The sequence below is a fragment of the Sulfitobacter sp. 1A13368 genome (assembly GCF_043557275.1).
Classification (GTDB): domain Bacteria; phylum Pseudomonadota; class Alphaproteobacteria; order Rhodobacterales; family Rhodobacteraceae; genus Sulfitobacter; species Sulfitobacter faviae.
On the sequence record NZ_JBIFFR010000009.1, the window covers coordinates 89,414 to 115,591 of the forward strand.

At 61.1% G+C, this 26,178-nt stretch carries 29 protein-coding genes and 1 pseudogene; 13 read left to right on the forward strand and 17 right to left on the reverse strand.

The window, feature by feature from the left end; translation table 11 throughout:
• Window positions 1-15 precede the first annotated feature (15 nt).
• Genes ACGYK4_RS16535 through ACGYK4_RS16545 form a run of 3 tightly spaced genes read right to left on the reverse strand, consistent with a single transcriptional unit; the run spans window position 16 to window position 3,540 of the window.
• Window positions 16-1,026: a TniQ family protein gene (locus ACGYK4_RS16535; protein ID WP_394457478.1), complete on the reverse strand. Its 1,011-nt coding sequence runs from the start codon at window positions 1,024-1,026 to the stop codon at window positions 16-18.
• Window positions 1,023-1,889, reverse strand: a complete 867-nt coding sequence (locus ACGYK4_RS16540; protein WP_009573528.1) for a TniB family NTP-binding protein — start codon at window positions 1,887-1,889, stop codon at window positions 1,023-1,025. The genes ACGYK4_RS16535 and ACGYK4_RS16540 overlap by 4 nt, the downstream gene beginning before the upstream one ends.
• A gap of 16 nt (window positions 1,890-1,905) precedes the next feature.
• The gene (locus ACGYK4_RS16545) at window positions 1,906-3,540 is read right to left on the reverse strand and encodes a Mu transposase C-terminal domain-containing protein (RefSeq protein ID WP_067627162.1); all 1,635 of its coding nucleotides are present in this window, start codon (window positions 3,538-3,540) and stop codon (window positions 1,906-1,908) included.
• Window positions 3,541-3,703: 163 nt separating this feature from the next.
• Between ACGYK4_RS16545 and ACGYK4_RS16550 the strand changes: the two are divergent.
• From ACGYK4_RS16550 to ACGYK4_RS16570, 5 genes and pseudogenes are all read left to right on the forward strand, one after another.
• Window positions 3,704-4,492, forward strand: a pseudogene (locus tag ACGYK4_RS16550) (hypothetical protein); the annotation flags it as partial.
• 215 nt (window positions 4,493-4,707) lie between these two features.
• Window positions 4,708-5,298: a L,D-transpeptidase gene (locus ACGYK4_RS16555; protein ID WP_088635923.1), complete on the forward strand. Its 591-nt coding sequence runs from the start codon at window positions 4,708-4,710 to the stop codon at window positions 5,296-5,298.
• An 83-nt stretch (window positions 5,299-5,381) separates the two neighbouring features.
• Complete coding sequence (locus ACGYK4_RS16560; protein ID WP_009815505.1) at window positions 5,382-5,960, forward strand: L,D-transpeptidase; 579 nt, start codon at window positions 5,382-5,384, stop codon at window positions 5,958-5,960.
• 63 nt (window positions 5,961-6,023) lie between these two features.
• A protein-coding gene (locus ACGYK4_RS16565) for an IS5 family transposase (RefSeq protein ID WP_088635922.1) occupies window positions 6,024-6,781 on the forward strand; the annotation gives its coding sequence in 2 pieces (ribosomal slippage) (window positions 6,024-6,348 and window positions 6,348-6,781; 759 coding nt in all).
• Between the two features lie 212 nt (window positions 6,782-6,993).
• Window positions 6,994-7,659 carry a L,D-transpeptidase gene (locus tag ACGYK4_RS16570; protein WP_088635921.1) on the forward strand — a complete coding sequence of 222 codons (666 nt, stop codon included), beginning with the start codon at window positions 6,994-6,996 and terminating at the stop codon, window positions 7,657-7,659.
• A 25-nt stretch (window positions 7,660-7,684) separates the two neighbouring features.
• On the opposite strand, the gene ACGYK4_RS16575 is transcribed toward ACGYK4_RS16570, so the two are convergent.
• The gene (locus ACGYK4_RS16575; protein WP_088635920.1) at window positions 7,685-7,969 is read right to left on the reverse strand and encodes a hypothetical protein; all 285 of its coding nucleotides are present in this window, start codon (window positions 7,967-7,969) and stop codon (window positions 7,685-7,687) included.
• A gap of 182 nt (window positions 7,970-8,151) precedes the next feature.
• Here ACGYK4_RS16575 and ACGYK4_RS16580 point away from each other — a divergent pair, with 182 nt between their 5' ends.
• From ACGYK4_RS16580 to ACGYK4_RS16590, 3 genes are all read left to right on the forward strand, one after another.
• A complete protein-coding gene (locus ACGYK4_RS16580) occupies window positions 8,152-10,506 on the forward strand; it encodes a cation-translocating P-type ATPase (RefSeq protein ID WP_271690351.1) in 2,355 nt (784 codons plus the stop codon).
• A 34-nt stretch (window positions 10,507-10,540) separates the two neighbouring features.
• Window positions 10,541-10,828: a zf-TFIIB domain-containing protein gene (locus ACGYK4_RS16585; RefSeq protein WP_071974146.1), complete on the forward strand. Its 288-nt coding sequence runs from the start codon at window positions 10,541-10,543 to the stop codon at window positions 10,826-10,828.
• A gap of 182 nt (window positions 10,829-11,010) precedes the next feature.
• A complete protein-coding gene (locus tag ACGYK4_RS16590; RefSeq protein WP_035367119.1) occupies window positions 11,011-11,523 on the forward strand; it encodes a murein L,D-transpeptidase family protein in 513 nt (170 codons plus the stop codon).
• A 219-nt stretch (window positions 11,524-11,742) separates the two neighbouring features.
• Here ACGYK4_RS16590 and ACGYK4_RS16595 read toward each other — a convergent pair whose 3' ends face one another.
• Genes ACGYK4_RS16595 through ACGYK4_RS16655 form a run of 13 tightly spaced genes read right to left on the reverse strand, consistent with a single transcriptional unit; the run spans window position 11,743 to window position 22,319 of the window.
• Window positions 11,743-12,744, reverse strand: coding sequence for a cytochrome c oxidase assembly protein (locus ACGYK4_RS16595; protein ID WP_088635918.1), 1,002 nt, complete (start codon window positions 12,742-12,744; stop codon window positions 11,743-11,745).
• The gene (locus ACGYK4_RS16600; RefSeq protein WP_088635917.1) at window positions 12,741-14,678 is read right to left on the reverse strand and encodes a penicillin acylase family protein; all 1,938 of its coding nucleotides are present in this window, start codon (window positions 14,676-14,678) and stop codon (window positions 12,741-12,743) included. Before ACGYK4_RS16600 ends, ACGYK4_RS16595 begins: the two co-directional genes overlap by 4 nt.
• 24 nt (window positions 14,679-14,702) lie before the next feature.
• Complete coding sequence (locus ACGYK4_RS16605) at window positions 14,703-14,870, reverse strand: hypothetical protein (protein ID WP_009815492.1); 168 nt, start codon at window positions 14,868-14,870, stop codon at window positions 14,703-14,705.
• A complete protein-coding gene (gene lnt / locus ACGYK4_RS16610; protein ID WP_088635916.1) occupies window positions 14,861-16,474 on the reverse strand; it encodes an apolipoprotein N-acyltransferase in 1,614 nt (537 codons plus the stop codon). The genes ACGYK4_RS16605 and lnt overlap by 10 nt, the downstream gene beginning before the upstream one ends.
• Complete coding sequence (lspA, locus tag ACGYK4_RS16615; RefSeq protein ID WP_369824853.1) at window positions 16,441-16,944, reverse strand: signal peptidase II; 504 nt, start codon at window positions 16,942-16,944, stop codon at window positions 16,441-16,443. The genes lnt and lspA overlap by 34 nt, the downstream gene beginning before the upstream one ends.
• Complete coding sequence (locus ACGYK4_RS16620; protein WP_088635914.1) at window positions 16,928-17,710, reverse strand: ZIP family metal transporter; 783 nt, start codon at window positions 17,708-17,710, stop codon at window positions 16,928-16,930. The genes lspA and ACGYK4_RS16620 overlap by 17 nt, the downstream gene beginning before the upstream one ends.
• Window positions 17,711-17,722: 12 nt before the next feature.
• Window positions 17,723-18,178, reverse strand: coding sequence for a DUF411 domain-containing protein (locus ACGYK4_RS16625; protein WP_043772538.1), 456 nt, complete (start codon window positions 18,176-18,178; stop codon window positions 17,723-17,725).
• A gap of 3 nt (window positions 18,179-18,181) precedes the next feature.
• The gene (locus ACGYK4_RS16630) at window positions 18,182-19,555 is read right to left on the reverse strand and encodes a M23 family metallopeptidase (protein WP_271690352.1); all 1,374 of its coding nucleotides are present in this window, start codon (window positions 19,553-19,555) and stop codon (window positions 18,182-18,184) included.
• The gene (locus tag ACGYK4_RS16635) at window positions 19,552-20,178 is read right to left on the reverse strand and encodes an SCO family protein (protein ID WP_088635913.1); all 627 of its coding nucleotides are present in this window, start codon (window positions 20,176-20,178) and stop codon (window positions 19,552-19,554) included. The genes ACGYK4_RS16630 and ACGYK4_RS16635 overlap by 4 nt, the downstream gene beginning before the upstream one ends.
• Window positions 20,178-20,645, reverse strand: a complete 468-nt coding sequence (locus tag ACGYK4_RS16640) for a copper chaperone PCu(A)C (RefSeq protein WP_088635912.1) — start codon at window positions 20,643-20,645, stop codon at window positions 20,178-20,180. The genes ACGYK4_RS16635 and ACGYK4_RS16640 overlap by 1 nt, the downstream gene beginning before the upstream one ends.
• Window positions 20,646-20,674: 29 nt before the next feature.
• On the reverse strand, window positions 20,675-21,328 hold the full coding sequence (locus ACGYK4_RS16645) for a thioredoxin domain-containing protein (protein WP_088635911.1): 654 nt from the start codon (window positions 21,326-21,328) through the stop codon (window positions 20,675-20,677).
• Entirely contained in the window at window positions 21,325-21,747 is a 423-nt protein-coding gene (locus ACGYK4_RS16650) for a disulfide bond formation protein B (RefSeq protein WP_088635910.1), read from the reverse strand. Before ACGYK4_RS16650 ends, ACGYK4_RS16645 begins: the two co-directional genes overlap by 4 nt.
• 5 nt (window positions 21,748-21,752) lie before the next feature.
• Window positions 21,753-22,319 (reverse strand): SCO family protein, encoded by a 567-nt coding sequence (locus ACGYK4_RS16655; protein WP_088635930.1) that lies wholly within the window; start codon window positions 22,317-22,319, stop codon window positions 21,753-21,755.
• A 207-nt stretch (window positions 22,320-22,526) separates the two neighbouring features.
• Here ACGYK4_RS16655 and ACGYK4_RS16660 point away from each other — a divergent pair, with 207 nt between their 5' ends.
• From ACGYK4_RS16660 to tnpC, 5 genes are all read left to right on the forward strand, one after another.
• The gene (locus ACGYK4_RS16660; RefSeq protein WP_013959865.1) at window positions 22,527-22,955 is read left to right on the forward strand and encodes a helix-turn-helix domain-containing protein; all 429 of its coding nucleotides are present in this window, start codon (window positions 22,527-22,529) and stop codon (window positions 22,953-22,955) included.
• A gap of 103 nt (window positions 22,956-23,058) precedes the next feature.
• The gene (locus ACGYK4_RS16665; RefSeq protein ID WP_271690428.1) at window positions 23,059-23,637 is read left to right on the forward strand and encodes a cation transporter; all 579 of its coding nucleotides are present in this window, start codon (window positions 23,059-23,061) and stop codon (window positions 23,635-23,637) included.
• 153 nt (window positions 23,638-23,790) lie between these two features.
• Entirely contained in the window at window positions 23,791-24,138 is a 348-nt protein-coding gene (locus ACGYK4_RS16670) for a transposase (protein ID WP_271690353.1), read from the forward strand.
• Window positions 24,139-24,205: 67 nt separating this feature from the next.
• Window positions 24,206-24,559: an IS66 family insertion sequence element accessory protein TnpB gene (gene tnpB, locus ACGYK4_RS16675; RefSeq protein WP_271690354.1), complete on the forward strand. Its 354-nt coding sequence runs from the start codon at window positions 24,206-24,208 to the stop codon at window positions 24,557-24,559.
• Between the two features lie 54 nt (window positions 24,560-24,613).
• Window positions 24,614-26,164, forward strand: a complete 1,551-nt coding sequence (gene tnpC, locus ACGYK4_RS16680; RefSeq protein WP_271690355.1) for an IS66 family transposase — start codon at window positions 24,614-24,616, stop codon at window positions 26,162-26,164.
• The last annotated feature ends 14 nt before the right edge of the window (window positions 26,165-26,178 follow it).

Genomic DNA, 26,178 nt, shown 5'->3' on the forward strand with positions numbered 1-26,178 from the left:
ACTCACCGGGAATTTTTACAGCGCTTGCCGCTGCTGATCGAGCCGCGCGGCCGCCTGAACGAGATCCGCCAAATGCGGGCCAGCGGTGGTAGAGCAAGGCCCAGCTTTGGGCCGAGGCAGGACGGCAACGCTGAAAGATGTGACCAGTCCGCTCCAAGCTGGCGCAGCCTGAACGACGCGTTTCCAATAGATAATCGCGGAACTTCTTCTCTTTTCGAACGGCGTCGACCGCCCTTCCGCCAATTTCTGAAACAGCTGATAGCGATCCCGATGGGGGAGGCGCACGAAGGATACACTCTGTTTACCAAATTGAAAGCAAGCCGATCCAAGAAGGTCCGGCAGTGATCGTCCTTCTGCCATTCTATGCCCTGCTGCCTGCAGACGAAGCAGATCGTCGATCAGACGCTCAAGACGCCGAACCCCATTGGTGGCAGGACGGGTGCGTTTGCAGAGGGCCGCGCCGCACCGGGCGCAGATCTGATGCGGCACAAGACGCTTCTGGCTGAACGGAGCCAATCCGCCCCCGCAAGATGGGCACCTGTCCCGAAGCCGACAACCGTGGTGAAAGCAAGAAACGCGTGTCGCCAGGCTCCAGCCTCGGCGAAAATAGGGCGTTTCGTCTTCCGCCAGACAGGCCGGGCAGAATTGCAGCCAGGTCGCCTGCGTCTTTGGTGCGCAACTCTGCTGAGGCGATGCCCGCAGGGGCAAACGCAACCGGGCCAAGGGGTCAGGAGCAATGGTCAGAGCCGCGATGTCTTCCAAGGGTATGTGGGTATGTTCTCCCAGAAACTGCAGAATGCGATCTGGCATCGCTCGATCAAGACGTGCCGACCAGTTCTGACCTGGCGCTCCGAGAAGCGCACCAAAATAGTGCGGAGGTATGCCGTTTGCGTAAGCGAGGCGGTGCAGCCAGCTCGACAGAAGTTCACCTGGTGCGGGCATAATGCTCATGGGCCAACGGTTTCCCGCCACACTTTCATACCGCTCTGCAGGCGTCACGGAGATCCCGGTCGGCCCAAACCTCATGTCATCTCGTGACGCAAAGCGGAATTGCGGCGCCTCGAGAGAGGCACATAGCCAAGGTCCGACAGGGTTGCGCCCGTGATCCGGTCCTCACCGCGCGAGATTGCCGCAACTGCCGCCCTGGTGACTATCTCGATAACCTCGCCGATCAGCCCCTCTGACAGATCGTGGATGATCTTTGCCAAGGGTTCGCGCGACAGATCGGAGGCATTGGCTAGCGGCAGACTTACCTCAAGGCTGTCCAGAAGTGTCGCGAAATCCTCGTCATACGCCCAGCGTGGAATGGGGATCGTATCGAAGCGTGAGCCCATTTCGTCCGTGTCATGCACCGCATCGTAGATCGCGATTTCGCCGACAAGGACGGGTGAGATGTCATGCACTCGTGCGATCCGCCGCAAGAACGAGAAGATGGCCTTCACATCCTCGCGCCGCCCGCGCAACGCGCTGTGGAACTCGTCGAAGATCAAAAGGCGCGGCTTCAGGCGCTCCAGAAGATGATCGACCTGATCGCCGGCGCGGGCCAGGCTGCGCCAGCCAGCGGCTTGTGGCGCGCGCAATCCGGACAGGATGCTGGCATAGAAATGCGACAGCCCTGCACCTTCCCGGGTCTGAATCACCCACACCTTTTGCTGCTCGGCAACACGCAGATGTTCGACGGCGAAGCGTTCGGCGATCATGGTCTTGCCGTTATGGTAGGGACCGGCAAGCAGCAAACCGCGTGGGCGCAGGGATGGCGGTCGCTCAAGCAGCAGTCGCATCGCGTCATGCGCCGCGCCGGCCGCCGGATGGCTGATCCAGCGCGGCGCGCGCACATGGGCGATCCGCACTGCGTCATCGGCCTGCAAGAGTGGGACGGTGGCGGACATGAGGTGGTCCGGCACCTTACCAATCCTCGATTGGGAAGACCCGCCGCGGACGATCCGGGTCGAGCTTTGCCTGGGCCGAGGCGGAAGGCGTAGCGAAGTCGGCATAAGGCTTCTTTGCCTCGGTGGCATGCCGGGCGCGGGTCATCTCCTTCAAACGGCTTTTGGGGGTTTTGGCGGCGGCAACAGTTGCGGCGATTTCGCGTCGGATGGCTGATGCCTCCTGCACAGGGCGCCGCTGGATTTCACGCCGCTGCTGTCGATCCGCCTGGTGCTGCCAAAGCGTGATCGGCTCGGCCAGTCCGTCCCGTCGCCTGACCGGCCGCCAGGCCTGCGTATCCGGATCCTTGACGTAGACATGGCTGATGTCGCGAGGATCATAGCACAGATCGAGCGGCTCCAGCCGGTCACGACGCGCAACCAGCGGGCCAAGCCAGGGCTCGAAATAGTCGATGGCGAAGAGACTGAAGCCCTGAGGTGAAATTTTCCGCGTCTTGCGTGGCAGGAAATTCAGCAGCACATCGACAGGCGCATCGATAGGCCGGTCCTTCGGCTGGAACCGATCTTCCCACTCTTTCGCCGGAACGGTCAGCCTGCGCGCATTCTGGCTCAGGTTGTGGTCGATGATCGCGAGCGCGATGCAGCGTTCAAGATCCGCGAAGCTGAGCCGTGCCCGCGCTTCCGAGGCATAGTCGCCCCGATCCGCGATGGAACGCCCCGTCTTGCCGGGCAAGGCGCGTAGCGCGGTGTTCACTTTCCCAAGCAGGCGTTCCACGACTCCGCCCCGATGCACGGTGCCCTTGTTCCGCATGCGTATGGCGATGCCATAGTCCGCGCATCCTCTGCTGAAGGTGCTGCTCTGGAACTCCTTGGCGGAATCGACGACGATTTGCTTCGGGCGACCGTGCATCGGCCAGGCATGATCGATACCGCGTTCTGCCAGCCAGTCAATCTTGCAGCACATCGCGTGCGCCAGACAAAGCGCGACAGACAGTCGTGACGGCCGCTCGAGGGTCAGGCAGAAGCCGATGATCGCGCTCGTGGCCACATCTGCAGCGATGGTCAGATAGGGACGACCAACGAAGACACCGTGGTCATCAATCACCTCAACAAATTGGATGTCTGCCGGCGTGTGATCGATCTGGACAACGTCGAGCGCGTGGTTAGCCCGGATGTAGCCCGGTCGCGGCTTCAGCCGGTGCAGGTGTTTACCATCCGACAGGCGGCGGCGGGCAATTTCTTCCGGGGCGAACAGAATGGGGATCCGCCGGGCGACAGTGACATAGGCGGGTGGAGTGTGCCCTTCCTCTGCGCAGCGGGTGCGGATCTCTTCAACGATCGGTGCAAGGTCCGGCTGCTCCGGGCGCAACCACATCTCCCGCAGGGTCACCGCGATGATGTTCTCGACTGCGGGGTTGATCCTTGGTTGTCTTGTTCCACTCCTTCGCGGCAGAAGGGACGATACCCTGCGCTCTTCCCGATACCGCGCCAGATAGTTGTAGACTTGGCGTGTCGAGAGCCGCAGCTCGGATGCCGCGCGCATCACGGCCTCACGCACCGGCGCCGCTCCGTCAAGAATCCGGTCCAACTCGCGCGCGGTACGCGTCGCCTTGGCCCACGCTTCATCCGAGGCATGCGCTTCGCCGGACGTCATCGATATGAAACTTCCGAGACCGGCTGGGTCATGCGCCAACAGGGCGGCCACTTGCTGAAATACGGAACCAAAATTGAAACCTTAAGCTGAAAAATGATGTGCAATATCGCGGTATCTTCCAGAAATCACGTAATAATCATGTGCTGAAATGGTGAAGAAAATGCGACACCTCGCTCTTATCGAGGCAGCGGATCTCAGCTGGTTCGCAGGGGATCGCGTGAGTTCTGATCGTCTGGCGCTCTGGATATCGATGCGGCTGTCAGGTGCACAGGATGACCCAAATGCACTGGCAAGAGTTGGATGGGCTGTTCGGCGCCTAACAGGCGGTCCTGGACCGAAAGCTGACTTGGCCGCCTTCCTGGATCGCCGCGATCCCGAGAACATTGAAGACAGCGCTGAGCGTTTCGAGGATCGCGCGGGTGGGTGGCTGGACGTCATGGCAGCCGCAAAGGGTCTCCACCCGATCACGCGGGCGTGCATGGGGTATCACCTGTGGAGCTTGGCGGGCCTCGGACGCCACGGCGACCAGATCGAAGCTGCCGTCACCGCGTCCAGGATCGCGACCAGCGATGGAAGCGGTGCCATCTTCGCGCCGCTCGCTATGGCCGGGGCCGGGGGGCTGCGCGTTTCGGGCTTGCCACCCGAGCGTTTGGCCCGCTGGTTGGATGGGATGAACAGCGCAATTCTAACGGCGATGCGAACACTTGATGATATTGAAGTGTGGATCGGGCGGGCAGAAAACGTCATGGCGCAATTATCTGGCCGCACGCCGGTTGCCTTGCGAAAGGTTTTCACGGAATGGCCCTTGGTCTCCGCCCCGATGGCTGAGGCCATGACCGGAGCCAGCCGCGCCGCCGTTCAGCGCAATCTCGCATGGATGGAGGCAAGCGGTTTGATCCGCGAGGTGACGGGGCACGGGAGGTATCGCATGTGGAAAGCTGACCTAATATAGGTCATTTGTCGAGGCTGACACCGGCTTGACCTGGCACGCTTTAGTGCCGCCCCAGATGATCGTTTAAGCCACTTTCCGTTCGAATGCGACAAGGCTTTTCCAGCCCAAAGCGTTCGTTAGCCATTCGTCTCACGTTTTTGTGACAATTGATCGCTTGAAGCTCCAGTGGGTGAAGGTTGTAACCAGGCGAAAGAGGCACGACCGAAGGATTGATCATGAAGCTAATTAAAGACTCATTTATCTCACGTCGCGGAGCGCTGCTCGGTGCGGCCGCAAGTGGCGTGTTCCTAGGAGCAGGCGTTGCAACAGCGCAAACCACAGCACCACTTGCTACGCCACCAGTGCGCCGCAATATTTCATCCTTCAGCACCTCAAACTGGCGGGATCACTTCGATAATCTAAACCACGGTGCAATCCTGTGCGACATTGATTCCCGAGCGGTGCAATATTGGTCAGAGGATGAAAGTGTTTATAAGCTGTATCCGTCGAGCGTTCCGGAATCCGAAGAACTGACAAAACGCGGATACACTAGCGTTATCAAGAAAGTGGAAGGACCAAGCTGGCGCCCCACGCCTTCGATGAAGATCCGCAATCCGGATTGGCCAGACTATTTTCCACCCGGTCCAGACAACCCCTTGGGTACACACGCCCTCTACCTTTCATGGCAATATTACCGCGTCCACGGAACGGGCGACACGCGGAAAATTGGCCGCCAATCGTCGAACGGATGCATCGGCCTTTACAACGAACATATCAAAGAACTGTTCGCTTTGGCTGAGGTAGGAACACAAGTGAAATTGTTCTGATCGCGCACCTAGCATGACTTGTTAAAGTCTTTTTTCGTGTACCGGCGTTCATTCAACGTTCACCGTTCGAAAGCCACAGCTTCATGAATCGAAGAAAATTCCTCCTTGCCGCCGGGGCTGTTGGCACTTTGGCCAGTCAGCCAGTTTCAGCCCATGTAGTGCTGCCAAAGTATGATTTACCGCCGGAGTATTTACCTCAAGTAGTGAGCATTCCAGAGGGCTCCGCTCCATACGAAATCCATGTTGTTCCAAGCCAGTTTGCCCTGTTCTGGACCCAACCCGATAACACTGCAATTCGCTACGCTGTCGGGATCGGTCGCCCGGGCCTTTACGAGGCAGGCGAATTCTATGTGGGGGCAAAGAAGGAGTGGCCCAGCTGGACACCGACCCCGGGCATGTTGCGTCGTGAACCGAAAAAGTATGGACCGTTTCGGAATGGAATGCCTGGCGGTCTGAGCAACCCTCTAGGTGCGCGGGCCCTCTACCTTTTTCAACCGGGACGCGGGGATACCTTTTTACGTGTGCATGGCACAAATGACCCAAGCACTATTGGCAGTGCCGTTTCAAACGGATGCGCCAGATTGGTTAACGATCAGATTGTCCAGTTGTATGATATGGTTCCGCTGGACACGCGTGTGATCCTGTACCCCGCAACTTTCTAGGGTCAGGATGCATTGATTTTCAAAGCGCTGCGTGATTCACGGCCCGGAAAACGGAGCGGTGACATGAGCGACCTTTTCTGGCTGACCGACGAGCAGATGGCCAAGCTTTCCCCTTTCTTTCCCAAGTCCCACGGCAAGCCTCGGGTCGACGACAAACGCGTCTTGAGCGGGATAATCTTCATCAATCGCAATGGCTTGCGCTGGCGCGACGCGCCTGAAGCCTATGGACCGCATAAGACGCTGTACAGCCGGTGGAAGCGCTGGAGCGAGAAAGGCATCTTCGCCAGGATGATGGTCGGCCTGGCTACCGGACACCGCGAAGAAAAAACCGTGATGATCGACGCGACCTATCTGAAAGCACACCGTACCGCGACCAGCATGGCCGCCAAAAAGGGGGGCGCGGTCGCCTGATCGGTCGAACCAAGGGCGGCATGAACACAAAACTGCATGCCATCTGCGACAGCCAAGGACGACCGCTCAACCTGTTCGTCACCGCCGGACAGGTCAGCGACTACATCGGCGCACGGGCGCTGCTCAGCAGCCTTCCAAATGTCGAATGGCTGCTCGGGGATCGGGGCTACGACGCTGATTGGTTCCGAGAAGCATTGCAAGACAAGGGGATACGCGCCTGCATTCCCGGCCGAAAGCAACGCAAGACCCAGGTCAAATACGACAAGCGCCGCTACAAGCGGCGAAACCGCATCGAGATCATGTTCGGGCGCCTCAAGGACTGGAGGCGCGTGGCAACCCGCTATGACCGCTGTCCAAAGGTCTTTCTCTCAGCCATCGCGCTCGCAGCAACCGTCATCTACTGGTTATGAATCCTGACCCTAACGAATTGTCGCTGCGCAACTTCGGACCAGGTATCGTGCGAGCAGTTTTCTCCTCCCAAGCAAACTGGAAACTGCAAGGATCGCATGTTTACTCACGAAAATTTGCCCTTGAACCTCTAGCCACTAGAAGTCCTATCTGTTCAAGGAGAACACATACCGTTCTTGCCATCAATCGCCGGTGGGAACCGAAAGGGTACGACATGCTGACAAGACGACACTTCATTCAAACAACAACGGCGCTATTTTCTGCGACCGTTCCCGGCGTGACGTTTGCCGATAGCTGGCCCACCGAGGCGCAGAAGGCTGAATGGGACGCACAGGTGACGCCTCCAAATTATGTCCCCGAAACCTCCAATCCCTGGGATTTGCACCCGCGGTTCCTGCCGCAACGAGTCCTTGCGAAGGCCGGTCTCGTGCCGGGAGATATCCATGTCGACGCGGTCGCACGATATCTTTACCACATTGAAGAGGGTGGAACCGCGATGCGCTACGGCGTGGCCATCGCGCGGGGGAACCTCTACGAGCCGGGTGTCTATACCATCAAGCGCAAGGTCAGGTGGCCGCACTGGCAACCGACACAGAGCATGATCAATCGCGACCCCGAACTTTATGCTGACATTGCCGATGGCATGGAACCGGGACCGGAAAACGCGCTTGGATCGAGGGCGCTGTATCTCTACGTCGGGGATCGCGATACCCTTTTGCGCATCCATGGCACTCCGAGCCCACGGAGTATCGGTGGCCGCGCAAGTTCGGGCTGCGTACGGATGGTCATGGCTCATATCAATGATCTTTACCCGAACGTCGAGACCGGCTCTACGGCCTATCTTTACTCGGCGGAGGACAGCGTGACTGCCCGCAGCTAAGCCAAGCAGCGGACGGCAAACGCAATTAAGTTTCGCGAGGGGTGCAGATACGATTGCCGTTCGCCGTGCGCAGCGGCAGCAAGGTTGTTTCTACGGGGCCGCTGTGTTTGTACCAGTAGCACCCGTCTTCCGGTACCAAGCGCGCAGTTGCAACATCCTGATCCGGGGCAGCCATTGCAATCACGGCTTCGGGAACGTTGCCCCCCTGTTTTGCCACGTCGCCCGGTCCAGTCGGCTGGACTGCGCACCCGGCCGTGAGCGACAGCGCCACTGCAACCATCATTTTTTGCTTCAGAATCAAAACCCGCATTAAGTTTCCTTTCGTGACTGTTTTTCTTTGCAGCGGCTGTTCATGCCTCAAGGCGTGATAGAGCCAGTCACCGCATCCTCTAGCAATAAAACAATCTGAAATACCACCGTATTTTGCTCTTGAAGCTCTAGCCACTGTAGGGGCTATGTCATGGTAAAGCACCCGAATCCAGAGGTCCATTCATGCCGTCCGACACCCATCGTCACGACCACGATCACGCCGAAGATGCCCAGACAAGCGGCGGCAGCTGCTGCGGGAGCGCCGGAACGTGCGGCGACATCGTTCCGGCGACCCCCGCGCCAGCGGGCGGGCGCAGTTTTCAGGTGTCCGGCCTCGATTGCGCCGAGGAGGTAGCAATCCTGAACAAGGTGGTCGGCCCGAAGATCGGCGGGGCCGAACATCTTGCGTTCGACGTGATCAATGGACGGATGACTATCCTCGACAGCGCCAAGAGTGTATCGGACGGCGAAATTGCAGAACTGGTCGCAAGCACCGGCATGACCGCCAAGCCCTGGGATGCCGAAAACGCGTCGGTCGACCAGGCGGCCCATCTTGCACGCCAGCGGCTGTTTACGGCGCTCAGTGGTGGCTTCTGGGCCGCGGGATTTCTGTGGCACATCATCGAGACCGGCATGGGGGGGGCACTTGGCCTCTTCGCAGGGCACGGCGAAGCGCCGATGCCACTGGTCGAGGCAGGGCTATTCGCGGTCGCGATCCTGTTCGGTGTTTGGCTCGTGGCGCCCAAGGCATGGTCGTCCGCACGGCGGCTGTCGCCCGACATGAACCTGCTCATGGTCGTCGCAGTCGCGGGTGCAATTGGCCTCGGCGAATTTTTCGAGGCGGCGACGGTTGCGTTCTTCTTCTCGCTCTCGCTTTTCCTCGAAAGCTGGAGCGTCGGGCGTGCGAGGAATGCGGTTTCAGCTCTGCTGGACCTGGCGCCGCCGACGGCAAGAATTCTTTATGATGACGGTTCGGAAGCGGACGTACCGGCTTCCGCGGTTGCTATCAACGCACGTTTCGTCGTGCGCGGCGGAGATCGCATCCCATTGGATGGTGAGGTTGTCGATGGGGCAGGGGCCGTCGATCAGGCGCCAATCACCGGAGAGAGTGCGCTGGTCCCAAAGGAACGGGGCGACGAAGTCTATGCCGGTACGATCAACGGCGAAGGCACACTGACGGTGCGCGCCACGAAGGCCGCCTCGGACACCGTGTTGGCCAAGATTATCCGCATGGTCGGCGACGCCCATGCCCGCCGTGCGCCGGTGGAGCAGTGGGTGGCGAAGTTCGCCCGCATCTACACGCCTATCGTCATGGCTCTCGCCATTGCAATTGCCCTGCTGCCGCCGCTCATTTTCGGTGGGGCCTGGGATTATTGGTTCTACAATGCACTCGTGCTGCTGGTGATCGCCTGCCCGTGTGCTCTGGTCATCTCGACACCGGTCTCCATCGTCGCCGCACTCACCGCCTCAGCGCGGGCTGGGGTGCTGATCAAGGGCGGTGCATATGTTGAGGCACCGGGCAAGACCACTGCACTGGCCATGGACAAGACCGGCACGATCACCATGGGCGAGCCGGAGGTGGCGGCGGTGCATCCGCTGGGCAAAGCATCGGCGCAAGATCTGATGACCCTCGCCGCTGGGCTGGAGGCACGTTCCTCGCATCCCTTGGCGCGCGCCATTCTCGCGCGGGCAGAAGCCGAAGGCATCAATGTGTCCGCCGCGCAAGATACCCGAACCGTTCCAGGTAGGGGACTTGAAGGACGCACAGACGGCCGGTCGATCTGGCTAGGGTCCGACCGGTTTGCCGAGGAGAAGGGTTTCGGCGACGCCATTCCGAAGGATCTGCGCGACCGCATCGAAGGGGCCGGCAGCACCCTTGTTGCCGTGGGCGACGACACCGGCGTCACCGGCATCCTGGAATTGCGCGACCGTATCCGCCCCGATGCCAAGGGCATCGTGGCACAGCTCCACGCGCAGGGCGTGAAGACCATCGTCATGCTGACGGGCGACAACGAGCGGACAGCGCGCGCTGTTGCAGCCGAGGTCGGCATCGACGAGGTCCGTGCCGAGCTTCTGCCCGAAGACAAGGTGACAGCTATCGAAGAACTGGTCGAAACGCATGACATGGTGGCCATGATCGGCGACGGGGTCAACGACGCCCCGGCCATGGCGCGCGCGCATTACGCCATCGCAATGGGTGCCGTTGGTTCGGACGCGGCAATCGAGACGGCGGATATTGCCCTGATGACAGACGACCTCGGGAAGGTGCCTTGGCTGATCGGTCATTCGCGCCGGACAATGTCGATTATCCATCAGAACATCGGTATTTCCTTGGCGACCAAGGGCGTTTTCGTTGTCGCTACCGCTTTCGGAGTGGCATCGATGTGGGGCGCTATTGCAGCCGATGTAGGAGTGTCATTGCTGGTGGTGGCCAACGCCCTGCGCCTGCTGAACAGCCAAGAGGCCAAGGCGCCGCCGTCTGGCGGTGAACAGGTTGGCGAAGGCTTGGCCAAAGGAGCGCTGGCACATGGTCATTGAACTGGGAGAACCCGGAAAGGAGCCGAGACGAGACATGAGCGTGAAGGGCAGGATGATGTGTCCGGTTTGCGAGGTGCCCTTGAGCATGACCGACCGCCAGGGGATCGAGATCGACTTCTGTCCCGATTGCCGGGGTGTCTGGCTCGACCGGGGTGAACTGGACAAGATCATCGAGCGTTCGGCACCCGATGTGGCGCCTCAGCGGGTGCCTGAGCCGCGCGGCTACGACGATGATCGCGGCTACCGGCGCGGAAAGCACGGCGGCGGCGACCGCAAGCACGGCTATCGACGCAAATCCTGGCTTCACGAGTTGTTCGATTAAGGCTTGCCGTGGTCTCCCTGCCGGTCGCCCTCAAGGCGCTGCGGTAGGCCCGCAAGGCATTCAGCGGTGAGCAGGTTGGTCCAGAGATGGCAAAGGCCGCGCTTGCCCACGGACATTGATCACGCAGCATTTGCAAGGTAACGTAATGTCCATATCAGACCTCACGAAAGAGGCATCGAGCAGTGAAAACCATCCGATTTCCCCGCCGCGCCGTCCTGTTGGGCGGATTGGCAGCGTTTTTGTCTGGCTGTGCCAGCAAGTTCCGCAGCTATGGCGGACCCGAAGTGACCCGTGTTCGGCTTTACAAGGGGCAGCGTTTGCTTGTTCTGGACGGAGCCGATCGCGTATTGCAAACCTATCCGGTCGGGCTGGGTTTCGCTCCTGAGGGTCACAAGCAATTCGAGGGAGACGGCCGGACCCCTGAGGGCGCTTACGTAGTCGATAAGCGCAACCCCGACAGTACGTATCATCTTTCGGTTGGCATCTCCTATCCGAATGAGGCCGACATCGCCTTTGCTGAAGCGCAGGGCCTTTCCCCCGGCGGCGACATCTTCATCCATGGTGGTCCACGCCCAGGCATCGACCCAACGGACGTCCGCGACTGGACAGCTGGCTGCATCGCGGTCACAGATCGGCAGATCGAGGACATCTATGCAATGGTGAAAGACGGAACACCGATCGACATCTACGCCTGATGGGAGGAGATGATCTTCCGTCAGATCAGGCAAATCGTCGGCACAGGGCCACGTTGATCGCTTCGATGGCGATCACGGCCAAAGTGACACTTGCCGCCGTGGGCCAGCGCAAGCACCCGGTACGCGTAAGGACACTACAATATGTGTCCAGCCGTGGCAGTGGCGAGACAGGCGGGCCCTAGCGGAGAAGAATACGTCTGGTCTCATGTCGAATTCAATCTATCCGAGGGCATAGACGATGGTCACGACGGTAACCATGACAACCATGAACATGGAGAATGCGCCAAGGGCGAGCGTACGGCCCATGTCTCGGTTCGGCTTCCCTACTTTCAGACGCAGTTCCTCCGCGGTTTCCGGAAACTCGAGCGCCGCCGCATTCGATTGGCGCATCAGGTCGTAGCGGGACGTCCAGCGCCGTTCCTCCGCCGCGTTCCAGCCGTTCAGCACCAGAATGATTGCCGCGATGAGAACCATCGACGACGGGACCCAGATTACGTAGCCACCGATTGTCTCGTCAGCCAGGGCGCGAAGTCGGCCACCGCTCGCTGCGATGATTTCTGATCCATAGAGAGGCACCTCTTTGAGCGTTGTCAGGGAGCCCAGAAAGATGTTGGAAACGATCACCACGAACCCTGACATCAGCCGAGCACCGCGCCGCGCTCCTTCAGGCGGATCACGCAGATCGAACAGCATAGCAAAGTACCAAAGCCCAGCCAGCACCATAGACAGATGTGCTAGCGCTTCCATCGCCGCAATACGTTGTGTAAGGGCGTAGATCATCGGGATCTGCCAGACGAAAAGCGCACCAATCAACAAGGAGGTGGCAGATGCAGGAAGCGCCAAGAATCGCGGGATGCGCGCACGCCCAATCGCGGCAAGGCGTCGGCGCCATTCCCTTTTCAATCCGGCTTGAAGGACAAGCCAGGGTTGAGAAACCGCAATGAGAATGGGTCCTGCCAGTCGCAGAAGAAGATGCTCGGCCTGGTGTACCGAAAACAGACTGTGCCCCAATGGCGGGAGCGGCCCATTCGTCGCGACGAGGACGGCCGCGAGGCCGACAAAGAAGACGGCTCGACGCCAGCCAGAAACCCTTCCGAGACAGCGAGCGTGTATTTTGAGCCCACGCAAAAACAGCCATGCTGTAAGACCGACAACAATGAGCGACACCGGTGACAGCACATAGCCGAAAGGGTCGTAAAGGAAGAAGAAGTTCGTGATCATTCGCTCTGGCCCTCGCTCATCCGAGGGTTGTCGGAGGTAGCCGGTGTGAGCCGCGATATCCCGGAAGCGCCGCCACGGGCTAGTGACAGATCGGTCGACATGGCGAGGTATTCGCCTTGTATCCACGAGGGAAAAAGATTGTCGTAGAATCGAGATAGCGGATGTCCCGACTGTCCGGCGGGCGAGATGTAGTATGATCCCGCTGCTCCCGATATCGACATGACCGCCTGAAAATTGCTTCCGGCACTTACAAGGAATGGACGGTCTTCTTCAACACCAAATGACGTCAAGAATTGCGTAAAGGGATCGCCTGAGATCGGCGCTTGAAGGGACAGCAGGTCGGTCAGCAACCCACGTGAACTGATCGGCGACCACTGCATGTCCAATGTATGCTCCTCCCCCCAGGTCCAGGTCGAAAGATCGCGCCCATATCGATCGACCAGCCAGCCAAGGGCATCATCCAAGGCCACGCGAACCTGCTCCTCACATGTCTCTCGAGGTGACGATGGACGGATGTCGCACCAGATCGCGCTGCCGCGACGATCGCTGAGTACCGCATAAAGAAAGTCCGGGTTCGGACGGGTCCAGAGTTGCTTCGCTGTCGGAAACTCGTCTTTCAAAATGCGCTGCTGCAAAGCCCAGACCCAGGTCCAAAACAGCAGAGGTTCCGGCGCATATCGATCCATTTCGCCATTCCACGACGCAAGCCTGTCCAGTAGCTCACGACGAAGGTCGTCCGTATCGGTGCCTTCGATGCTGTCTCTGGACTGCACGAACCAAAGCTCTTTCGCCATTAGGGGCAGGAGGGTTCGCGCCACGGAACTTACGGTGTCCCTTTGAACACCCATGACGCCTTCTGTCGAGAAGATCGATTGCCGCGTTTCAAGCTCCGCCAGTCGAATGTCGCGAAATGACGACGCCCGTACGGCTTCCTCTTTTGGCCAACGGTCAACGGTCTCTCGATCAATTACCAATGCCTCCATGCCCTTCGGCAACATGTCTGCGGCAACTCTAGTGGCATCGTTCGCGTCGGCTGAACGCGCAAACAGCTCCAGCATCGTCAGGAAACCTGCCGTCTGCATGGGTGATGGCCCCCCTGGCGCCTCCTCGTCTGGCACGGGAAGTGACCGGAAGGCCCAGGCGACGCGCGCGTTGCGACCAACAATAACGAAAGGTACGCCCGGCATTGTGGCCCCTATGGCCGGCCCCGTCGAAAATTGAAGATCAGCGAGATACCATTCCGAGGGAAGCGACAGGGAACCGCTGATTTCGGCGGCGAGAATTGGCGTCCCGGTAGCGGTTCGGTCACCGTCCATCGCCCACGCATTGAGGCGCTGCTGCGGATCAGTCGCCAGTAGTTCGGGCGCTCTCGGGCGATCCGTCGGTATAATGGCACCTGATATACTCGGCATTCCTTCCCGTGCGCTTCCCGGTCGCAGGCCATTCAGGAAAGACCGGGCAATCCTCAGGCTATCGCCGGGTGTCCAGGCCGCGATCGACCGTTCGTCTGCGATCAGCAGCTCCGGAGAGCCTCTGCCACGCCCGCCTTCCGACACAAGCTCGAGCCACGCATTGACGCCCGCGGCATAGGACGCGAGCGCGTCTGAGACCGCTGGCGCAACGGACAATGTCCCATCGGCTGGCCACGAAGCTTCCGCTTTTCGCCTTGCCCTTAACAGTTGACCGAGCCTGTCTTGGGCGTGAACGAAGCCGATCGCGAAGTAGACATCTGCAGCGGAAGTCGCGGAGATGTGCGGGACTGCCGAAGAATCTCGCAGAATGTCGACCGGTCCGCCTAAGCCTGCGACCGTGAAGTCCTCGTCGTAGTCGGGAACGGATGCGCTCAGCAGAAAATAGACCAACCCGGAACCAACCGATACCGTGATGCAGATTGCCAGAAACCCGTACAGCAATATGTTGAAAAGCCGTCTCATGTCGGTGCTGTTTCGAAACCCTTCTTAAAAAAAGATGCGCAAGAGGACCACCGATATGAAATAGGTGAGAAGACCGAAGGCGATCGCCGAACTCGCCGCATACTGGAGGATATCCAGCCGGTTTCCTTTTCGGCGTCGCGCCAGATATCCACCCCAGATCGCACCCGCGACAATGCCCGCGATTACCAGCATGACTTTTTCTCCGTTCTTGTTCTCTTGTTGCACCGGTGTGTGCCGACCAGACCTGCAGCCAGTCCGACGGCCCAAGTAGTGAAGATGAGAGCCAGCAGCGCCCAGTCACCGAAGCGCGCATAGAGCGTTGACGGATGAGCAGAGGGCAGAGCCGCATCTATGACACCGGTTTCTCCGTTGCCGAGCCGCGCGACGAGGTCACCGTTTGCGTCGATGATCGCGGAGATCCCTGTGTTTGCGGCCCGGACGATGGGAAGCCCTTCCTCGACAGCGCGCATGCGTGCGGACGCGAGGTGCTGCTCCGGTCCAATGCTGGTTCCGAACCAAGCATCGTTGGTCGCATTGAAAATCCAGTCCGGCCGGAACAGATCGTCGACCACATGGCTTGGGAAGATGATCTCATAGCAGATCGCCACGGCGACCAGCGGCACACCCGGAAGCGCAAGCGTTCGCGGGCCCGGTCCGGGCGTAAAGTCGCCCAGACCCGCCGTGAGCCGCTCGATGGGCAACCAGCCACGGAATGGCACATATTCGCCGAAGGGTACGAGATGGTGTTTCGCGTATCCGGTCAGGATTCTGCCGGTCGCGCCAAAAGCCTGGACCGTGTTGAAATATCGGGTGCCATCCTCGCTCGGTACACGGTCCGGCACACCGGTGAGCAGCACCCTGCCCTCTGTGAGCGCAGCGGCAATGCGGGCCTGCGCCTCCGTATCCTCGTCGAGGAAACCCGGAAAGGCGGTTTCCGGCCAGAGAAGCACGTCGAAATCGCCGCGCCGGGTTGAAAGCTCAAGATAGCGCGCGAATGTCGCCTCGCGGTTCTCGGGCGCCCATTTCTCCTCTTGTGGAATGTTGCCCTGGACGATGCGCAGGTCGACACCGGGTGGCTGTTGTGCATCCGACTGGAGGCGCAGCGTGCCGACAGCCCACATCGTCGCGATTCCGGCCAGCGCCATGAGCGAAACGGTCAATCGTTGCCGCCCGGACGCCATAGCAGCCGCGCCAGGGAGTACCGCGACGAACACGGTGAGAAAGCTTAGCCCATAGCTTCCGACCCAGGCGGCGGTCTGGCGAAGGGCGGCGTAGTCTACAAGTGCGTAACCGGCCAGATTCCAGGGAAACCCTGTCAGAACGTGACCACGCAACCACTCGGCCACGGTCCAGGAGGTCGCGAACAGGAGGCAGGCCAAGAGACTGCCCATGGCTCCGCGCCGCGCGATTTCGGCAAAAAGCGCAGCGGCAATGGCTGGGAAAATCGCGAGACCTGCGGACAATCCCGCGACCGCCGGAATCGCCATCGTCCCAAACCGCTCGGCCTCGACGTAGAAACTTTCCGCGATCCACCAAATCCCGAAACCGAACTGGCCGAGACCAAACGCCCAGCCGACGAGGAAAGCACGCCCGAAGGAGAGATCGCGAAGCCCGACAAACAACGCGGAATAGGCAACGGGAACAAGCAGGAGAATCGAAAGAGGCGGGAAAGTCAGAACGGTCATCGCCCCGGCGGCGAAACCAAGCGTCATCCGCGAAAGAAAACGGTGGCGCAGAGCGATGCGGTTCAGAATTTCCGGCTTCACGACTTGATCGAACGCCGCGCGCTGATCCATGGCGCGGCGAGCAAGAGCCCCACGCCACTGACGACAAATACATCGGCCAAGTTGAAGGCAGGCCAATGTGTTGTGCCAATGTAGAAATCGAGAAAGTCTGTTACAGCCCGATACCGCACACGATCGATGACATTGCCCAGGGCTCCGCCAATGATCGCACCGTAGGCAAGCATTTCCACCGCATTGTCGGCGCGAAACAGCATAACCCCTAGCCAAACACAGATGGCAAGAGCGAGAGCGATTAGGCTCCACCACGGAGCGCCGCCCAGCATCCCGAAAGTCACGCCGTCATTACGATAAAAGACGAGGTTGAATCCCGGAAACACGGAAATCCCGGCGCTTAAAGTGGCGGCATCCGCAACAACAATGGCTTTGGTGATCTGATCAATCGCGAACGCAGCAAGCGCCGCGAAGACGCCGATCACCGGAGATACCTTGTTTAGTGACATTGCCTCATCCCAACCAGACATCGAGAAACAGCATCAGAACGAGCCCGACTGCGAGACCGAGCGTCGCCCTGTTCTGATGGCCGCTGCGATGGGTTTCGGGGATGATTTCGTGGCTGATGACGTAGAGCATTGCGCCCGCGGCAAAGGCCAGTCCCCATGGCAGCAGCGGTTCCGACAGTGTGATGATCCCGGCCCCGAGCAGGCCGCCAATCGGCTCGACCATGCCCGTCAGCGCCGCGATGCCCCAGGCGCGCAGCTTCGGATATCCCTCGCCCAGCAGAGATACAGCGACGGCCAATCCTTCGGGCGCATTCTGAAGCCCGATGCCGACAGCAAGCGGCAAACCGCCCTCCATACCTCCGGATCCGAAGCCGACCCCCACGGCAAGGCCTTCGGGGAAGTTGTGGATCGTGATCGCAATGATGAACAACCAGACCCGCCGCAAAGACGCCGCTTCGGGCCCTTCGCGTCCCATCTTGAAGTGCTCGTGCGGCAGCTTTTCGTTCATCAGGGCGACAGCCCCCATGCCCAGAAGAATCGAAACGCATACGATGGCCGCAGGCATCGCGCCGTTTTCGAACATCGGCTCCGCCGCATCCAATGCCGGGATGATCAGCGAAAAGAAAGAAGCGGCGAGCATCACACCGGCAGCGAAGCCGAGCGACAGAGCGCGTGTGGCCCGAGACGGGATGCGCCCGAACAGCACGGGAACTGCTCCGACTGCTGTGAGCGATCCGGCGGCAAGACTTCCGAGAAAGCCGAGCATTATCGGAGACAGATTTCCCATGGGCGGGCCAGATTATCCTTCGGCGTAGCTCGAAAAGACTTCCGTCGACCCGTCCTTGCGGATGAGGAAGACATCATAGGCTTCACGGTCGTCTTCTGGCCCCATGCCGGGCGAGCCATAGGGCATCCCCGGAACAGCGAGGCCGACGGCGTCCGGGCGCTCCTCGAGAAGGCGGCGGATGTCAGCGGCCGGTACATGGCCCTCGATCACGTAGCCGTCAATGAGCGCGGTGTGGCAGGAGACCATGCGCTGCGGCACGCCGTTGTCTAGCTTGAAGCGCACGAGAAGCCCGCCGAACATGTCCTGGCCGGTCGGCACAAACCCGTTCTCTTCGAGATGTTTCATCCACGAGAGGCAGCAGCCGCATCCGTTGGTCTTGCGGACGTCGATCGCCGTTGCCTCTGCGAGGGCCTGGGCCGCTGGGAACAGGGCGAGCGTGATGGCGAGAGCTTGGGTCATGCGTTTCATGGGTCAGAGCCTTTCGGTTGTCGTTTTGGCAATCTCGCTGCCGAGGTTTTCATTCAGAAGCGCGCGCGCCTCGGCCAGACGCGAGAGCGCGGCGGTATCATCCGCTTCGCTCTCGGCTGCTTCGGCGAGCCGGTCGTCAGTGAGGGGGTCAGTCGGGCGCCCATCCACGAGGACTTCGTAGTGCAGGTTCGGACCTGTCGCCGTGCCAGTCGCGCCGACGCGGCCGATCACATCTCCCGCCGCAACGCGTTGGCCTTGTGCCAGGTCTTCCGGCACGGCGCTCAGATGCGCGTAGCGCGTCATGGTGTCGGAGCCGTGCGAGATTTCGACCACACGGCCATAGCCACCGCGCCAGCCAATGAAACTAACCCGCCCCGGTGCCGTCGATTGAACCGGTGTCCCACGTGCCGCTGCGAAATCGACGCCGGTGTGCATCCGGACGTTGCCAAAGACCGGATGCGTGCGGCGTCCGAACACCGAGCTGAGGCGCGCACCCTCGACCGGCTGTGCGAAGACGCGCAGCACCTCGCCATCGACGTAGATCGTCGCCTGACCGCTGCCGTCGTCCGGCCATACGATCTCGTAAAGCGAACCGCCGACCTCCAGTGCGGCGAAGGCGAGTTCGGGCTGTCCGATCCTGTCCTCTCCGACCCGCGCCTCACGCCAGAGAAGCCTTAGTGTTTCGCCACCGGCCATCTCGCGGCGGAAATCCACGGTCCCACCCAGCATCTGCGCAAGGTCCACGGAAAAACGGGCGGGTATGCCGGCTTCGTCGAGTGCCGCGAAGATCGAGCTGTCGATCACGGCTTCGCCGGCAAGGGTTACGATCTCCGGATCCGGAGCCACGACCTGTGTGGACAACTGCTCGCCGAAAACCACCTCGATCCGAACCCCGTCCTCGACGGCGAGTGAGACGGTGCGGGGGCTGCCGTCCACGGTCGAAGCGACAGTGACCGAGTGCCCCGGCCGCAGCCGTCGCAGATCGTATTCCGCACCAAGCGCGAGGGCAACTTCGGCTCTGTCAGGTGCCGCAAGACCGGCCTCTGACAGCAAGAAATCGAGCGTTTCGCCCGGAGCAATGTCGCGCGACCACGTCGACAGGGGTGGCTCGATCGCTTGCACCGGCCTGTCGGCAAACGCGGCCTGCAGAAGGGGCAGCGGGCTGAGGTCGGGTGCATCGTCTGCCCATGCCGCCGCGGGCAACGTCACGGGGATGTCAACGTTCTGGGGGGCTTCAGGACCTTGGGGCATCCAGCTACCTGCCTGGGCAAGTTCCGGCGGCACGGGTTCTTTCGACATGGAATCAGAGATGGCGATAGCCGCTCCCGAAACCGTCCCCGCAATTGCGACACAAGCCGCCAAAGATCTGAGCCTCATGTCGCCCCCTCCATTTCTTCTTCCAGCGCGCGGCGGATCTTCGGCACCGCGAATTCTTTGGGCTCGTGATAGTCGATCATGGTGACGAATCGCCCAGAGGCTGCGAACAGGAAGACGCTCGCGGTGTGGTTCATCGTGTAATCGCCGCTCTCCGCCGGTACTCGCTCGTAGGTGGCGCGGAAGCCGTCCGCGACGCGCGCTATCTGCTCTTCCGGTCCCGTCCAGCCACGTATCCCAGGATGGAAGTAGCCGACATATTCCGCCATCGCCTCGACGGTATCGCGCTCGGGGTCGACCGTAATGAAGACCACGTTCATCTCGTCGGCCTCGTCTCCCAGATCGTCGAGCCATCCCGAAATGTCCGAGAGCGTGGTCGGGCAGACATCGGGACAGTAGGTGAAGCCGAAGAACACCATCGTCGGGCGACCGATCAGGGTTTCCGGCCCGACCGCGTTGCCCTCATGATCCGTCAGACGGAAATCCATCTCGGTCAGGGCCATAGGCCGCTGCCCGACAGGTTCGGGTCCACCGGGTCCATCGACCTGCCACCAACCGACGAAGAGCATCAGGGCGACCGCCCCGACACCAGCCGCGCCGTACCCCAGGATCGCCCGTCGCCGCATCAGTCCTCCGGCCCTCGCGCGGCGATGCCGAGGATCGGCACATGGACCGTCACTTCGCCTCCGTCGTCGAAAAGCAGGGTCAGCGGAAAGGTGTCCCCTTCCGTCATCGGTTCTTTCAGCCGCATCAGCATCGCGTGCAGGCCGCCCGGCTCGAGCGCGACGCTTTCGCCAGGGGCGATCGCGATCTCCCCCGCCGGGCTCATGGAACTCACACCTTCGGCATTGGTCTTCGTCTCGTGAATTTCGGGCATCATCGCGAGCGGTGTTGTAAGGCCGATCAGCGTCACCGGTTCGTCGCCAGTGTTGCGGATCGCCATGTAGGCGGCCCCGGGGCGGTTCATCCCGATGGAGGCGCGGGACCACGCGTTCTCGACGACAACATCCTCTGGTCCGGCCAGCGCGGGCACTGAGAGCCCTCCAAAGGTCAAAAGCACGGCCAGTGTGCCGGTCAAAATATACTTTTTCATCGTTCTGATCCTGCCCTTTCCATTCAGCTTTACGCGGCAGCGACTTCGGCAGCCACCAATCGCCGCAGTTCTGCCTCCCCGAACGGATCGAGCGGCTTGCCGTTCACGAAGAATGTGGGCGTCTGGCGAATTCCCACGGTCTCGACGTCAGCACGATCCTGGTTCAGGATCGCCACGACATCGGGTGCCAGCATTTGCGTGCGCGCGGCCTCGGCATCGAGTCCGGCCGTGGCGGCGATTTGAAGGATCAGACCAGGCTCCGGGGCACCGTGCGACGCCCATCTCGGCTGTTCCCGCAAAACGGCCTCGAGCACCGGCACGTAAATGTCCTGCATGCGCGCCGCCTCGAGCACGCGGATCGCTTCCTCGGATGCCGCGCCGTGGAAGGGCGTGTAGCGGATCACGACGCGGACAGCATCCCCATGCTCGGCCATGATGTCCTTCACGATGGGATGAAAGGCGCGACAGGCCTCGCAGGCCGGATCGAAGAATTCGACGATCGTGACGGGCGCTTCCGCAGGCCCGAGGATGGGCGAGTAGGGGCGGATCATCGCGTCCGCGAGTTCCGGCGCAACAGGCTCCGCTTCGGCCACCGGGCCGGGGCGGGTTGCAAACCAGGTGGCTCCGCCGAAACCGGCGACGCCGAGGGCGAGAACGGACAGGATCAGGCCGCGTCGGTTCATGTTCGTGTGTCCTTCAATGAAAGGGCCGAAAGCGCCCCGATCAGCGCGAAGGCGGCGAGCGCCATCAGCGGGATAGGGATGCCTAAGACCAGTTGGTTGTCATCGGTGCAAGAGGGGCCGGTCGCCGTGCAGGGCTGGATGCGTTCGGGAACAAGACCGACGTACAGTCCCATGTGCCACAGGGCGACTGCGCCGCCGCCAAGCGCCAATGCGATGCCATAGCGCCCCACGCGGCCGTCCCGCCACCAAAGGCCCAGCCCGAGGATAATGGCCAAGGGGAACATGAAGGCGCGCTGGAACCAGCACAGCACACAGGGCGTCTGCCCCAGCACCTCGCCGATGAAAAGCACGGCAAGCGAGGCGACGAGCGCGATGATCCACGCCAGCCCGAGGGCTGTTTCTCCGGACATACGGTTCATGTCGGTCAGATCCTCTCTTCCAGGTCGGCGAGGATCTCTTCGGCGGAGGTGCCGTAGGGCCACGAGTCGGCGAAGCCCGCGTCGGGATCGAAGAGGAACAGATGCGACGTGTGGCCCATCGTGTAACCATCCGGCGCCGCAGCCTCTTCGACGCGTTCGAAGAAGATCGGAAAGGTCTCGGATGTGGCGGCGATCTGTTCCGGCATGCCGGTCAGCCCGATGATGCCCGCATCGAACAGCGGGACGTATTCGGCGAGTGCTGCGGGCGTGTCTCGTTCAGGGTCGATTGTTATGAAAATCGGCTGGACCTTGGCGGCATCGTCGCCCAGACCGTCCATCACCGCCGCGACCTCGGATAGGGTCGTCGGGCAGACGTCGGGGCAGTTGGTAAAGCCGAAAAAAACCAGCATCCAGCGCCCCGCAAAGTCCTCCTCGGTTCGAACCATACCCTGGTGGTCCGTCAGTTCGAACTCAGCGAAAAAAGGCGGTTCGGCGTCGGTTCGGGCGCTATCGGAACGATAGTCGGACCAGAGCAGAAGCCACACGAAGGCAAGCGCTGCCACGCCTGCCAAAACCCAAAGAAACTTCTGTGCCGATGTAAGGGACAATCCTGTTCGCCTGATTTTGATTCTTATTGCCTGTGCGGATACATCCTCTAGCCGCTAGAGGTTCAAGCACGAAATCATGGTATAGCTTGAACTCACGCGTCTGTGAATCCGACACTTGTTTATTCCGACGGCAAAACCTACACAGACTGTATCTTTTTCATGGAGGCGAAAATGCTCACGATCGGTACTCTGTCAAAGAAGACTGGCACAAAAGTGCAGACCATCCGGTACTACGAACAGATCGGACTCATGCCCGAACCTGGCAGGACCGAAGGCGGACAGAGGCGCTACGACAATGCACAGCTTGATCGACTGTCCTTCATCCGCCACTCGCGACAACTCGGTTTCTCGCTCGATGCGATCCGCGAGCTGCTCGACCTCAGCGACCATCCCAACCGGCCCTGTGATGAGGCTGATGCCATCGCGCGTCGCCAGCTCAAACAGGTGGAGCAGCGCATGGCCCGCCTGAAGGCGCTGCGCACGGAACTGAAACGCATGGTTCACGAATGCAGCGGCGGGCGGACGGGAGATTGCAAGGTGCTTGAGGTGTTGCGGGACCATTCGGAATGCTTGACCGAACACGAGGAAATCGGGGCCTGAAGGAATTCAGCCAACAATCCGGCTGGAACGCAGATCAGCCGCAGAAGTTAATGTGTCGTACAACACAAGCTGGAACCACAAAATGGCCGCTAGACAAGATTCAATGGAGAGACGGACGCTTTGGATCGTTCTGGCGCTCAATATTGGTTTGGCCGTGGCCTTTTTCGCAACAGGCGCCTTCGGCGACTCAAGTGCCCTGATCGCCAACGGGCTCGATAACCTCTCCGACAGCTTCGTCTACGCGATCAGCCTTTTCGCTTTGTCCCGATCCGCCAAATGGAAACGCGGGGCGGCGAACGTTTCCGGCGGGCTGCTGATCCTGTTCGCTGCAGGCATCCTCTACGATGCGTGGCGCCGCTACATCGGTGGGTCAGATCCGCTCGGGACGATCATGATCGCCATGGCCCTGATCGCAGCAGCCATCAACGCGGTCTGCGTCTGGCTGCTCGCTAAGCTCAAAAATCCGGACGTCAACATCCGCGCGGCCAACACCTTCAGTTACAACGATTTCGCCGCGAACCTTGGGATCGTCGTGGCCGGTGGCCTCGTCGCCTGGCTAGGAACCAACTGGCCGGACCTCGTCGTCGGCGTGATTGTCGCCGAGATCGCGGCCTGGGGAGGTATCGACATTCTGCGCGACGCACACGGCGAACACCACAAAGCGGTTCACACGGACAAATAGTTGCGGGAGATTCTTTCTGAAAGAAAGGATTGAAGCTACAGTGACTATAGAAATTAGTTTTGTTCCAAGACGATTCGAGGGTAAGCGTCGTCTCGACCCCACGTTGCTGCTGATGGCTTCGGCTGCGAAGTGATCTCCATCTCATGATGGGGAGTGCGTTTCGCAATGTGCGCTACAAATTCGTTTCTCAAATCGCTGGGCGTCGAGATCTACGCGTCGGGTCATCGTCGGTGGCCGGATGAAGCAAAGGCCTTGGCCGTCTCGATGACCCTGGAAGCTGGAGCGACTGTAAATGCCGTAGCGGAGCGGTTTGGCATTCTGCCCAATCAACTTTCGGCGTGGCGACGAGAGGCCAAACAGGGCAAGCTGGTGCTGCCTGCAGCCGAAGTCGAGGAACCTGTCTTTGCGCCGCTCGTCGTCTGCGAGGTCGCCGAGGAGGAAGCGCGTCCGGAGGTAACATCGCAGGCGGCCCCGATCAGGATCATTCGGGGGCTGTTGTGATCGAACTGGCGCATGACATGCCCGTCGCCCGGGTCGCTGAGATCGTCCACGCGCTCGAGGCGCATCCATGCTGATGCCCTCGCAGGGTGTGCGGATTCTGGTGGCGACGAAGCCGGTCGACTTCCGCAAAAGCCATGACGGCCTCGCGGCCCTGGTCCAGTCTACTCTGGCGGAAGATCCGTTTACCGGAACGGTCTTCGTCTTCCGCTCGAAGCGCGCCGACCGAATGAAGATCCTATTCTGGGACGGCAGCGGGCTCGTGATGGCCTACAAGCGGCTGGAAGAAAGCACTTTCACCTGGCCTGCGATCAGGGATGGGGCCATGACGCTGAACCGGGCACAGTTCGAGGCCCTGTTTGCCGGCCTGGACTGGCGCCGTGTGCGATCGCTGGAGGTGCGCAGACCAGCTGTGGCAGAGTGACTCGCCCCAGGGAATGATAGGGCATCGACGCATTTGGCGCGGTATAATCTGCGCATGTCCAACGCCCCGCCCATCGACCTGTCCGCGATCCCCGAGAGCCAGCGCGCCGCCGTTCTGGCGCTGCTGCAGGAGAATGGTGCGCTGAAGGACGCAAACCGGCGCCTCGAGCATCTCGTCGCCGAGTTGAACCATGTCGTGCATGGCAAACGGTCCGAGAAGCTGAGCGAAGACGACCGGCAGCTGGCCTTCGAAGACCTGGAAACCGCCGTCACGGAGGTCGAGGCCCGCAAGGAGCAGGCCGCGCCATCCACCACGACGCCGCGCCGGAGACGGCAGCGCAATCTCGGCCATCTGCCCGCTGATCTGCCGCGCATCGAACGTGTCATCGAACCGGCGAGCCTTGAGTGCCCGTGTGGGTGCGGCCGCATGCACCGGATCGGCGAGGATCGGACCGAGCGGCTGGACATCGTGCCCGCGCAGCTTCGGGTGCTGGTCGACATCCGGCCGAAGTATGCCTGCGGCATCTGCTCGGATGGGGTCATTCAGGCTGTCGCCGCACCCCGGCTGATTGAAGGCGGGCTGCCGACCGAAGGGTCCATCGCACATGTCCTGGTGTCCAAGTTCGCGGACCACCTGCCGTTTTACAGACAGAGCCAGATCCTTGCCCGCTCCGGCATCCAGATCGATCGCAGCACCTTGGCGGACTGGGCTGGCACAGCGGCCTTCCACCTCGGCCCCGTGGTCGACAGGCTAACCGAGCATCTCAAGTCCTCCGGCAAGTTGTTCATGGACGAGACGACCGCCCCGGTGTTGGATCCGGGCCGTGGCCGAACCAAGACCGGCTACCTCTGGGCGCTTGCCCGGGATGATCGTGGATGGGGCGGCGATGACCCGCCCGGCGTGGTCTTCACCTATCGTCCAAGCCGTGCTGGCGCCCATGCCGAGCAGATCCTGCAGGGCTTCGACGGCATCCTGCAACTGGATGGCTATACCGGTTACGATCGACTGACGCGCCCCTCCCGCAAGGGCGGCGCGCCGATCACGGTGGCCCACTGCTGGGCGCATGCGCGGCGCAAGCTGAAGGAGGTCTTCGACCGCGACGGCTCGGAAATCGCCGCCGAGGGCCTGCGCCGGATCGCTGAGCTCTACCGCATCGAGCTCGAGATCCGGGGCATGGGCCCGGGCCAACGTCTGTCGGCCCGTCAGGCCCGCAGCGCGCCCCTCGTGGCCGAGTTCGGTGATTGGCTGCAGGCACAGCGTCTGCGTATCTCGGTTAAGTCGCGCCTCGGCGAGAAACTGACCTACATCCACCGCCAGTGGGGCGGCCTGCAGACCTTCCTCCACGACGGCCGCGTCGAGATGGACTCCAACGCCGTCGAAAACCTGATCCGCCCGATCGCCCTGACAAGAAAGAACGCACTCTTCGCCGGCCACGACGAGGGCGGCCGCACCTGGGCCCGCATCGCCTCCCTGATCGCCACCGCGAAGATCAACGGCGTGGAGCCCTTCGCCTACCTCGAGGCGACCCTCGAAGCGATCACCGCCGGTCACCCCGCCAGCAGGATCGACGAGCTGATGCCCTGGAACTTCACCACGTCAAGCTGATCCCGCGTGGGGCG

Bases quoted from the DNA above. Each gene is read 5' to 3' on its own strand.
- ACGYK4_RS16575 (WP_088635920.1), bottom strand. From the start codon at position 7,969: ATGCGGGTTTTGATTCTGAAGCAAAAAATGATGGTTGCAGTGGCGCTG.
- ACGYK4_RS16630 (WP_271690352.1), bottom strand. From the start codon at position 19,555: ATGAGGCTCAGATCTTTGGCGGCTTGTGTCGCAATTGCGGGGACGGTT.
- ACGYK4_RS16600 (WP_088635917.1), bottom strand. From the start codon at position 14,678: ATGAGACGGCTTTTCAACATATTGCTGTACGGGTTTCTGGCAATCTGC.
- ACGYK4_RS16625 (WP_043772538.1), bottom strand. From the start codon at position 18,178: ATGAAACGCATGACCCAAGCTCTCGCCATCACGCTCGCCCTGTTCCCA.
- ACGYK4_RS16635 (WP_088635913.1), bottom strand. From the start codon at position 20,178: ATGCGGCGACGGGCGATCCTGGGGTACGGCGCGGCTGGTGTCGGGGCG.
- lspA (WP_369824853.1), bottom strand. From the start codon at position 16,944: ATGTCTGGTTGGGATGAGGCAATGTCACTAAACAAGGTATCTCCGGTG.
- ACGYK4_RS16620 (WP_088635914.1), bottom strand. From the start codon at position 17,710: ATGGGAAATCTGTCTCCGATAATGCTCGGCTTTCTCGGAAGTCTTGCC.
- ACGYK4_RS16640 (WP_088635912.1), bottom strand. From the start codon at position 20,645: ATGAAAAAGTATATTTTGACCGGCACACTGGCCGTGCTTTTGACCTTT.
- ACGYK4_RS16545 (WP_067627162.1), bottom strand. From the start codon at position 3,540: ATGACGTCCGGCGAAGCGCATGCCTCGGATGAAGCGTGGGCCAAGGCG.
- tnpB (WP_271690354.1), top strand. From the start codon at position 24,206: ATGCTGATGCCCTCGCAGGGTGTGCGGATTCTGGTGGCGACGAAGCCG.
- ACGYK4_RS16645 (WP_088635911.1), bottom strand. From the start codon at position 21,328: ATGAACCGACGCGGCCTGATCCTGTCCGTTCTCGCCCTCGGCGTCGCC.
- ACGYK4_RS16540 (WP_009573528.1), bottom strand. From the start codon at position 1,889: ATGTCCGCCACCGTCCCACTCTTGCAGGCCGATGACGCAGTGCGGATC.
- tnpC (WP_271690355.1), top strand. From the start codon at position 24,614: ATGTCCAACGCCCCGCCCATCGACCTGTCCGCGATCCCCGAGAGCCAG.
- ACGYK4_RS16605 (WP_009815492.1), bottom strand. From the start codon at position 14,870: ATGCTGGTAATCGCGGGCATTGTCGCGGGTGCGATCTGGGGTGGATAT.
- ACGYK4_RS16665 (WP_271690428.1), top strand. From the start codon at position 23,059: ATGGAGAGACGGACGCTTTGGATCGTTCTGGCGCTCAATATTGGTTTG.
- ACGYK4_RS16570 (WP_088635921.1), top strand. From the start codon at position 6,994: ATGCTGACAAGACGACACTTCATTCAAACAACAACGGCGCTATTTTCT.
- lnt (WP_088635916.1), bottom strand. From the start codon at position 16,474: ATGGATCAGCGCGCGGCGTTCGATCAAGTCGTGAAGCCGGAAATTCTG.
- ACGYK4_RS16660 (WP_013959865.1), top strand. From the start codon at position 22,527: ATGCTCACGATCGGTACTCTGTCAAAGAAGACTGGCACAAAAGTGCAG.
- ACGYK4_RS16650 (WP_088635910.1), bottom strand. From the start codon at position 21,747: ATGAACCGTATGTCCGGAGAAACAGCCCTCGGGCTGGCGTGGATCATC.
- ACGYK4_RS16585 (WP_071974146.1), top strand. From the start codon at position 10,541: ATGAGCGTGAAGGGCAGGATGATGTGTCCGGTTTGCGAGGTGCCCTTG.
- ACGYK4_RS16580 (WP_271690351.1), top strand. From the start codon at position 8,152: ATGCCGTCCGACACCCATCGTCACGACCACGATCACGCCGAAGATGCC.
- ACGYK4_RS16535 (WP_394457478.1), bottom strand. From the start codon at position 1,026: ATGAGGTTTGGGCCGACCGGGATCTCCGTGACGCCTGCAGAGCGGTAT.
- ACGYK4_RS16595 (WP_088635918.1), bottom strand. From the start codon at position 12,744: ATGATCACGAACTTCTTCTTCCTTTACGACCCTTTCGGCTATGTGCTG.
- ACGYK4_RS16555 (WP_088635923.1), top strand. From the start codon at position 4,708: ATGAAGCTAATTAAAGACTCATTTATCTCACGTCGCGGAGCGCTGCTC.
- ACGYK4_RS16560 (WP_009815505.1), top strand. From the start codon at position 5,382: ATGAATCGAAGAAAATTCCTCCTTGCCGCCGGGGCTGTTGGCACTTTG.